This window comes from Klebsiella sp. S69, assembly GCF_016516145.1.
Taxonomy (GTDB): Bacteria; Pseudomonadota; Gammaproteobacteria; order Enterobacterales; family Enterobacteriaceae; genus Klebsiella; species Klebsiella oxytoca.
Genome location: NZ_JACVUU010000045.1, coordinates 1 through 8,482 on the forward strand (window position 1 = coordinate 1; position 8,482 = coordinate 8,482).

Annotated in this window: 7 protein-coding genes and 2 pseudogenes; 3 read left to right on the plus strand and 6 right to left on the minus strand. The window is 47.6% G+C overall.

Annotation, left to right across the window (positions count from 1 at the left end; translation table 11 throughout):
- Positions 1 to 123: 123 nt before the first annotated feature.
- On the plus strand, positions 124 to 828 hold the full coding sequence (locus IAE27_RS28645; protein WP_320159736.1) for a lipid II-degrading bacteriocin: 705 nt from the start codon (positions 124 to 126) through the stop codon (positions 826 to 828).
- Between the two features lie 25 nt (positions 829 to 853).
- Here the strand turns inward: IAE27_RS28645 and IAE27_RS28650 are convergent, their stop codons facing one another.
- Positions 854 to 1,216, minus strand: coding sequence for a YebF family protein (locus IAE27_RS28650; RefSeq protein ID WP_200093314.1), 363 nt, complete (start codon positions 1,214 to 1,216; stop codon positions 854 to 856).
- A gap of 597 nt (positions 1,217 to 1,813) precedes the next feature.
- Between IAE27_RS28650 and IAE27_RS28655 the strand changes: the two are divergent.
- Together IAE27_RS28655 and IAE27_RS28660 are read left to right on the plus strand one after the other, a co-directional pair.
- Positions 1,814 to 2,215 (plus strand): annotated as a pseudogene (locus IAE27_RS28655) (phage integrase family protein); the annotation flags it as partial.
- A gap of 214 nt (positions 2,216 to 2,429) precedes the next feature.
- Positions 2,430 to 3,041 (plus strand): DUF2913 family protein, encoded by a 612-nt coding sequence (locus IAE27_RS28660; protein ID WP_200093316.1) that lies wholly within the window; start codon positions 2,430 to 2,432, stop codon positions 3,039 to 3,041.
- Here IAE27_RS28660 and IAE27_RS28665 read toward each other — a convergent pair.
- From IAE27_RS28665 to IAE27_RS28685, 5 genes and pseudogenes are all read right to left on the minus strand, one after another.
- Positions 3,038 to 3,967: an Rpn family recombination-promoting nuclease/putative transposase gene (locus tag IAE27_RS28665; protein WP_200093318.1), complete on the minus strand. Its 930-nt coding sequence runs from the start codon at positions 3,965 to 3,967 to the stop codon at positions 3,038 to 3,040. The two genes, IAE27_RS28660 and IAE27_RS28665, sit on opposite strands and share 4 nt — an antisense overlap.
- Positions 3,968 to 4,498: 531 nt before the next feature.
- Positions 4,499 to 4,936, minus strand: a pseudogene (locus IAE27_RS28670) (IS5 family transposase); the annotation flags it as partial.
- 180 nt (positions 4,937 to 5,116) lie between these two features.
- The gene (locus IAE27_RS28675; protein WP_227685335.1) at positions 5,117 to 6,820 is read right to left on the minus strand and encodes an ATP-binding cassette domain-containing protein; all 1,704 of its coding nucleotides are present in this window, start codon (positions 6,818 to 6,820) and stop codon (positions 5,117 to 5,119) included.
- Positions 6,817 to 7,497 carry a lasso peptide biosynthesis B2 protein gene (locus tag IAE27_RS28680; RefSeq protein ID WP_200093320.1) on the minus strand — a complete coding sequence of 227 codons (681 nt, stop codon included), beginning with the start codon at positions 7,495 to 7,497 and terminating at the stop codon, positions 6,817 to 6,819. Before IAE27_RS28680 ends, IAE27_RS28675 begins: the two co-directional genes overlap by 4 nt.
- Positions 7,494 to 8,240: a hypothetical protein gene (locus IAE27_RS28685; protein WP_200093322.1), complete on the minus strand. Its 747-nt coding sequence runs from the start codon at positions 8,238 to 8,240 to the stop codon at positions 7,494 to 7,496. The genes IAE27_RS28680 and IAE27_RS28685 overlap by 4 nt, the downstream gene beginning before the upstream one ends.
- Between the last annotated feature and the right edge of the window lie 242 nt (positions 8,241 to 8,482).

Sequence of the window (8,482 nt, forward strand, 5' to 3'; positions counted from 1 at the left end):
GACGCTCAGGAGTAACTGGCGGATATTCCACATCCAGCGGGCGCGCATGGCATCCTTACGGAAGCTGATTTATTTGGCCCAACTCCACCTAACGGTTCTGGCGGTGCAGGTCCGGGCGGGCAGATTCAGCTTGTTTATAGCTTTTTCCAGAGTGCAAATTTCTGCTTACAGGCTTTTACGCAGCTTGAGGACTATATCAAAGCACACGGTGCAGATGATCCCCTGACATTGCAGATTATTTCCACAAATGTAGGATATATGTGTAATGCGGACCGTAACCTGCTCCTGCATCCAGGAGCGAGTGTTTATGATGCCTATCATATGTCGAACCCGGCCCCCAATAAATATGATTATCGTTCTATGAACATGAAAGAAATGAGCGGTAACGTCACCTCGCCGGTTGTGGCCTTTGCTCATTATTTATGGGGGGATGGCGATGCACGAAGCGTTAATATTGCCAATATCGGACTTAAAATTTCACCCATGAAAATTGCAGAAATCAGCAACATTGTTAATTCCGGAGTAACGGGGACATTCCCGATTACTGCAAAGTTCTCGCACGCGACCGGAGATTATAATCCTGTGACAGGATCTTATCTTGGGAACATTACACTCAAGACTGAAGGAACCCTGACCATCAACAGTAACGGTAACTGGACGTACAATGGCGTTGTGCGTTCATTTGATGATAGATACGATTTCAACGCCAGCACTCACAGGGGCGTCATCGGAGAATCAATGACACGGCTTGGCGAGCTGTTCAACGGTCAACCATACCAGATATTACTTCCGGGTGAAGTTACTGTGAAAGAAAGCGGTAAACGATAAAACTATAAGGCCGGGCTACCGGCCTTTATTCACTCGCATATTCCACATAACCTTCTTCACACTGATACATTCCATAATACTGTCTTTTCCCGTCCGGGCCTTCAGCCAGGAAGGGGACAAGAAGATTTTTTTCTTGCTCGACATCTGTAGTCCGTCTCTGTATTTTTCCCCAGGTGAGAGAAGGTGTTCTGGTTCCGAGGAACTGCGAATCATAATTCCAGTCCTTCACGCTTCGCAGAAAGTCATTTTTAACAAATTCCCGAATCTGTTCATCACTGGTCTGATAACATGCCGGGCCTTTCTGGACATTCCTGACGGGCCAGAAATATACCGCACCCAACACAATGATCCCCGCAAAAATAACAGATTTCGCATTGATAATTTTCATATCGTCATTCCTTTATGTTGTGTCGTTCGTGCAGTTTAGGATCGTAATGTGTGTTCTGCGTGAAGTCTTTGTACTTTTTCCGGTCTTCAACCTCACACCTTGCCGCCGTTCACCCGGATTCGGGTTTACAGGTGGTTTACCGAATTGCCCCCTCACCCGTTCCTTTCAGATTTTCGGATTAACTTTTTTCTGACGCAGATTTTACTAAGTGGCTGTTTTTACACATTTCATGTTCGCCCTCGATGCCGCTGCAGGACGCTGTCCAGCTGCTGACGGCGACGCGATCGCAGCTGGAATCATTCAGTCTTACTGAAGAAGATTGTCACCCGCCGCCGCCTCTGCCTTATGCGCCAGTGCTACAATGGCGCTGCGCGGACAGGTCAGGGAGCCGATTAACCAGGGGTGGTTGTTCCCGCCCTGCCCTTGTCCGGGCAATCGGCTTTTATTCCCTGTAAGGAAGTTTCCCCGAATGACCGATCACCTTTAAGCCGGGTTTTTCTCCGCGACTCTCCCGGCCCCCTCGCCTATCATTACGTTAAAACGATAACGTAACGCCTGAGCGCGGTGATTAAAAAATTGAGCACTCATCTCGCCGAACTGAGCCAGATTTCACACAGCGCGATCAGCCGCATCGCCACCCCCCGGATTGATTTTGCGCTGGCGCTTGCCGTTCGCCAGCTGGCGAACCGTCAGGCCGACAAACCCAAGTACCTGCTGGAGCCTGAAATAACCGTTCTGCTCGCCCAGGGCTTTAGCGATCTGCGTAAACGAATGTTCTTTGATGTGCTGTGGAATACCGGCGCCCGACTGAGTGAAGCGCTGGCTGTCACCCCGGAGAATATTCACACCGGGGAGCGCTGGCCGTCGCGCCCGTTCGTCTCCCTGATGACCCTCAAGCAGCAGGGTAAACCCGGACGGCCACTGAAAGACAGTTACCGCGATGTCCCGCTGTTTGATGAAGGATTTACGCTGCGGCTACGCGATCACTTGGACACGTTCTGGAGTCGCCCGGCGAGCGGGACGATATCATGCTCTCTCATGCTGATTTTCATGCGCTGGAGATGCAGCTGGAACAGAAGGAAACCTGGGAGCAGATGGTGGGAGGAACATGCTTCGGCGGGGCAACCTGGCAGTTGCGTGTGGAGCTGAAGCTTTAAACACTGAAGAGTGAGTGAAAGTAAGGGATGAGTACCAGTGCAGGGAGTCAGACTTTATGGCAATGACAGACAGAACCGGCCATCTGGCCTGGTGTGCACTGGTGGCGCTTGCGCTGGCCAGACAGAACGGCGATGTGCTGTCAGCGGCTCAGGAAAATCTCTTTCTCACCCGATGGCTGGCGACCGCGCTGAAGCAACGGCGTTTTTCGCGTGATGTTGCCCCCGATATCGAGTGGCTTCTGAAACAGGGACGCCAGCTGGGCGTCAGCGCGAAGCTGGCCAGCAAGCTGAATTACCTCTGGCACTCCTGCACCGGTGAGTTGACTGAACAGAACGATCTGTTCCGGCTGACCTGTGCGCTGGAAACAGCTAAAGATATGCACTGGAACTACCGTCTGCTGAGCGATCGGGAATGGTCCGGCCGGAATGCTGTGGCGCTCAGTGCGGGCGTCAATGGCATTTATCTCTCACGGGCCAACCTCGATGCCGCTTTTGACGACAGCGGCCGACAGATAAATCCGCTGACAGCGCGTCTGACGGGGAACGTGGCGGGGGTGATGAAGGTGTTTACTCGCTGTGGCTGGCAGGCAGAGCCTGAGCCTGGTGCCTCCCTGCCCCACCAGTATTCGCTGATAGCCGGACAGGGAGTGCCAGGAAAGGGTGATTAGTGGCGGATCTGCGCCAGATCGTCTTCAGTCAGACCGGTCATTTTCATGACGGTATTACGGTCAATGCCGTTCTGGAGCATGGTTCGTGCAATTTTGAGAGTGGCTTCGCGCTCACCTTTTTCAATGCCGCGTTGTTCACCGAGCTGAATGCCCTTCTCGATGCCCTTCTGTTCAAGCTGTTGTGCGATGGTCATAAGTGCGTCTCCGTGTTGCGGCACACGCTGTGCCAGTTCGCGTACAAAGGCTTCGGCGTCGGATGTTTCGCCTGCCTGCACAATATAGTGTACCAGCGATATCACCTGCGATGAAGACAGGTACCCGGCCAGCAAAATGGGCGCCAGCCGGTCAACCAGTTCTGCCAGGTCCCGCTGATGAATATGCTTTTGTAGTAAAGTTAGTGCGGCCATACTGCGATGGCCAGCGATTTCATCATCCGGAATGACGGTAACGTCTACCAGCGGGAAAGCGCTGCCGTAGAGTTTGCCTGCCAGCACTGGATCGTCAAACTCATCCAGCCACCGGGTGGAGTACGGATACGGGCTGCGTTTACCCGTATAGAACAGCACCGGTATTACCAGTGGCAACTTTTTATGCCCTGCCTCCAGGTGGCGCTGCATGGCGGCCACCGCATAGCGTATCAGGCGGAAAGCCATATGTTTGTCCGGCGTTGACTGGTGTTCCACGAGGACATGTATGTACCCGTCACCTGCGGTGGTTTTCAGGCTGTAGAGAACGTCGCTGAAATACTGGCGGAGGTCATCTTCAACGAACGAGCCTGATTCCAGCTTCAGCGTGCTGAGGTCACAGATGGCCTGCAGCTCAGCGGGTAAATGCAACTTCATAAAATCCCGGGCAATATCCGGTTGCGTCAGAAACTGCCTGAACGTGGCATCGTGAGGAGTGGATGTGCTGTTTTTCTTCTTCATCAGCCCTGGCTCTTAAAAATGACCCGGATATGCTATCACAGGCAGGAGCGGCACATAATGGCCTGGCGGATGATGATGTCTTTCTTTCCTGTAAGGCCGCTCAGTCAGTCTTCTCACATATCAATCATTCAGAATGCCGGACAATTCACGTTTGCGAACAGAGCGATCATAATCTTCGGCTTTCACGAAAATCCTTATATTCGAACAAATTAACTCATTCATTCCATCTTTACTGTCCGTTTTTACACATAATCCAGCCCAGAGAGGACCATTTGCAATGGCGGGATCTGTTGTGTCCGAAACTGTGTCGTAGAGTCGCGTACGGGGTCTGAGGTCCAATGGAACGAAAACGTACGCTAGAGAAGCAACTGTCTGATATATAAAAACATAATGGACATGTGAAAACGCCCTGAAAATGGCGTCTTTTAATCGAATAATGGCACTTATCGGACAGAACAGTCCACCGATCGATTTTTCAGACGATTATTTTTCTCTTACCGTACGTTTTCGTACGGTTGGCCCTCAAACCCCACCTTCGACAAAGACCTTCAGCCCGGTGGAGTCAATCACCAGATGCGCGATTTCACCCCGGGTGGGCGCTTTAAAACTGACATTAACCGACTTTGCCCGTTTGCTGACGCTGCTGTAGTCCGGGCAGCGCAGTGGGACACCCATCAGGGAAAAAATGGAATCAATAAAACCCTGTACGGCTCGCAGGGTCCGCCGGAATACGCGTTTAATCACCAGAACGGTGGTGATGGCAAGGTCTGAATAGCGCTGAGGCCGTCCACGTGATGCGGGTGTTGCTGGCTCATACCAGGACTGAATCGCTTCATCATCCAGCCAGAAAGTGATGGAGCCACGATTAATCAGGGCCTTGTTGTAGTTGCACCAGTTGGTGATTTTGAACTTCTGCTTTGCCACGGAACTGCCTGCATTATCAGGATTATGCGTGATCTGATCCTTCAACTCATCAAAAGTTCGATTTATTCAACAAAGCCATCCACCTGTACCGGCCGCCCAGTGCAGGGCTTCACGATCGCAGCAGTCCAGCGCGAACGGTACACGCAGTTTTTCGCCAGGGTTCAGGTTGCTGTTTAAATAATCAGTTAAACCGCCGGAAGGGCGGTTTAACTGATTATTTAAACTCTAGCTTTCAACAGCTTTGCCTTCATAAAAATGATCAGCCATGGAAAGGATCCGGGGGTTATGAGTGGTAATAATTACGGTAGGGCAACGTTTCCGGATATATGTAATAATCTTAATCGCCAGCTCTTCGCTGATGGAAGCGGTAGGTTCATCCAGAACAATGATCTTTTTTTTTCTTGCCAGGGCCCGGGCAATACATATTCTTTGAATTTCACCACCGCTCAGCCCTCCCCCTTGCTGACTTATATATCGCTCCAGAAAAATAGTTAATGTTTCATCATCATTGTACGGTATTAATTCCAGTGATGTGAGCAGTTCGCCCCACTCACCTCTGGAAAGAATATTATCAGTGCCATATAAAATATTTTCTCTGACCGTTCCTGGTACCAAAACCGGTTTTTGAGGAACAACTGAAATATGTCCCAGAACAGCTGCGCTTATCCCGGTATCTATCCGGCAACCCCGGAAGTAGACATCTCCTTCAGATGGAGCCTCCAGCCCCAGAAGGTATCCGAGCATTGTCGATTTTCCGAACCCGGAAGGGGCTGAAAGGGCAAACATTTCGCCTTCTTTTATTGTAAAATTAATGCGATTAAACAGGATTCGGTGATCAACTAATGCCCCCAGGTTACGGACTTCAAAAATATATCCGGCCTCACTTTCAGACGGGATATTGGTGATGCTGATACCTTCAGGTCGTTCACTGGTATATTCCAGTATTTTTTTTAAAAAGACAACCTGACGTTGTATATCAATACAGGCACCCGCGATTGTTCGTAACTGGAAAGTCAGCATGCTGATATAACCTACAATCATGATGAAATCACCTGTTCCGATATGGGATGAATTCCTGAAGAAAACCAATACAAGTACCGATATGGCCAGTAACGCCCCCACAACTGCTGCCTGAAGAGACAGCAAATAACCCATTTTTTTATTTGTTTTTCTGATGGTTTCTACATAATGCCCGAGCGTTTTGGTGCGGGTGGTTGTTTCTCTTTCATGCGCCGTGTTGACACGAATGTCTAACGGCATTGAAAGCCTTCCTACAGTATAAGCATAAACACTGTTATGGGCATTCATTATATCAGAGTGAATATTCTGGCTGCGTAATGCAATACTGAACGCCAGGAAAATCATTCCGATAACGGATAAACAAAACACCATCGAATACATAAACCCAAGAGACTGATAAAGGAAAAAAATACTTACTGAAATTTCAACAAAAACAGGAACAAGAGTCCAGAACACCGATACCGTTAATGCGCTGAAGGATCTTGAACCACGGTCTATGTTTGCAGCCAGAATTGCTGGTTCAAAATCTTTTTGCTTTTTGAAACTTACGGACAGCAACATTTCCATTGCCTTGCTGACAAGCGCAGCATCAGAACGGGCAAGGACCCCTGCAGAGAATATACCTTTAATATTTTTCAGAACCTCGGTAACTGTCCAGCAGACAGCATAAGTCATAGTGACAAGGAAAAAAGCTGACAGAAAACCATCTGAAACGATATATGCCTCTGCGGTTTTTTTGAGTAAAAAAGGAAGCAGCGCACTTAATACAGATGTCAGAATAAACAGGAATGATACACCTGTAAAAGACAAGGCAAATGATGGGTATGATTTTAATATTAACTGATATGCAGATGAATATGCATCTGTCCCCGTTTTCAGTTCAGTAAAAAGATTATTTATTTTCATCATATCACACTAATTATTGGCGTTAGTTTTGTTTTCAGATTTTCATCGTCAGAAATCACTTTATTATTGATTTCCAGCCATGCATGAGAAAGAAAATCATACCTCTGAATCCCAATGAATAATTGAGATTTGATGTCTCTGGCTATAAGCATATCAAACAATGAAAGTGAAAACTCAAGGCATTTCACCTTCCCCGGCAGAAACGGAGCGGAATACTTAATGCTCTGACCCAAAGTTTCTGCTTTATCTGCCTGTTTATTATAATCAAAGTCATGGTTACTGATTGAATTCAGTCTGTTGCGGCAATGCTGAAGACATCCATGAAGACCATACCGGTGTAGGCGCTTTCTCACTGTAATTATTCTGGCAATGGCTTCCGGTAAATAAAGTGATATTATGAGCAAAGACGGTTCGATAATATTACTACCCCAGGAATAAAGACCAACCCCTTCAGGTGAAACTGAACTGTCAGATAATGACATTCCGGGGTGATGCCAGATAATTCCCGCCCTGTTTAATTTCCTGCCCAGTGAGTTTTCTTCACCGGTTTTCATATGTTTTTCCAGAAGCCGGGACTGTTCCTCAGAAAGAAGAATGTAACGGTCTGAAATTTCATCCAGAATAGTCACTTCATTATTAATATGAACATGGTGGACATGAGGTTTAAAATAATATCTCATTTAGCATACCCTTCAAATATAATTTCCGCCGCTATTATCCTGATGATAATTGAATTGAGTCCTCCTACCCCTCTGGATGCGGTTTCAATTGCACTTTCAATTTTTGGTGTGTTAATTATATTGTGGCTGGCGAATTGTCCTTTTCTCAGTAAATCCGCAACCCTCTTTTTATTTATTTTTAATGCTGTCTGGTACGCCCCGGTAATATACCCCTTATCTCTGCGGGTAAATATAAAATTAAATCTTTCCTGAATTGAGCTTCTGTATTGTAACCTCTTATGTATACTGTTGAATGAATCTTCAACTTTTAGATTCAGTCCATAATGAATCATTTCAGCGTTTGTAAAAGGGAAAGCATCGTAGGCGGATGTTTGAAGAGTCATTGCGGTACTGTTATCAAGAATGGCATCTGAAAGCACAGATTTTCTGTCATCAGGACTTATTTTCTTCACTGGTTTAATATGTGAGAGCGCCGCCGGATGGAAAAAACGCTGTGCTTCTTTCAATACAGCGGCTGTTTCTCCCGTCTGCATGTACAAAATCTCTTTTATGCTGCACCCGTAAAGCCTGGACATTTTCAGGAGCGTCGTGACAGCTTTAAGCGGACGAGCACGCAGAAACAGTTCTTTTGGTAGCGAAGGCGGTATCCTCTCACAGAACACGTGATCGCCACCATGACCGTCAAAAATCACAAAATCACCATCACAGTTTTTTTGAATGAGATTTATTTCTTTCTCATACATTTTGTGATTTATCACCCGCATATTCAACACCGGAGCAACGGGACTGTCCAGCTTGTGAAATAAAAGATGAGGTTCGTATTCGACTATAATTAGCCGGACCCCATATTTTTCACACAGTTCTCGTGACCACTCCGACCGCGCACAGCAGCTTCTGTATCGTTTTTAGCGGGTTTGATTGGGCTTAGCAGGGTGGGGGATTATTACGGCTGAAGCCGTAATGCTTTTTTCGTCCTCGCTTCGCT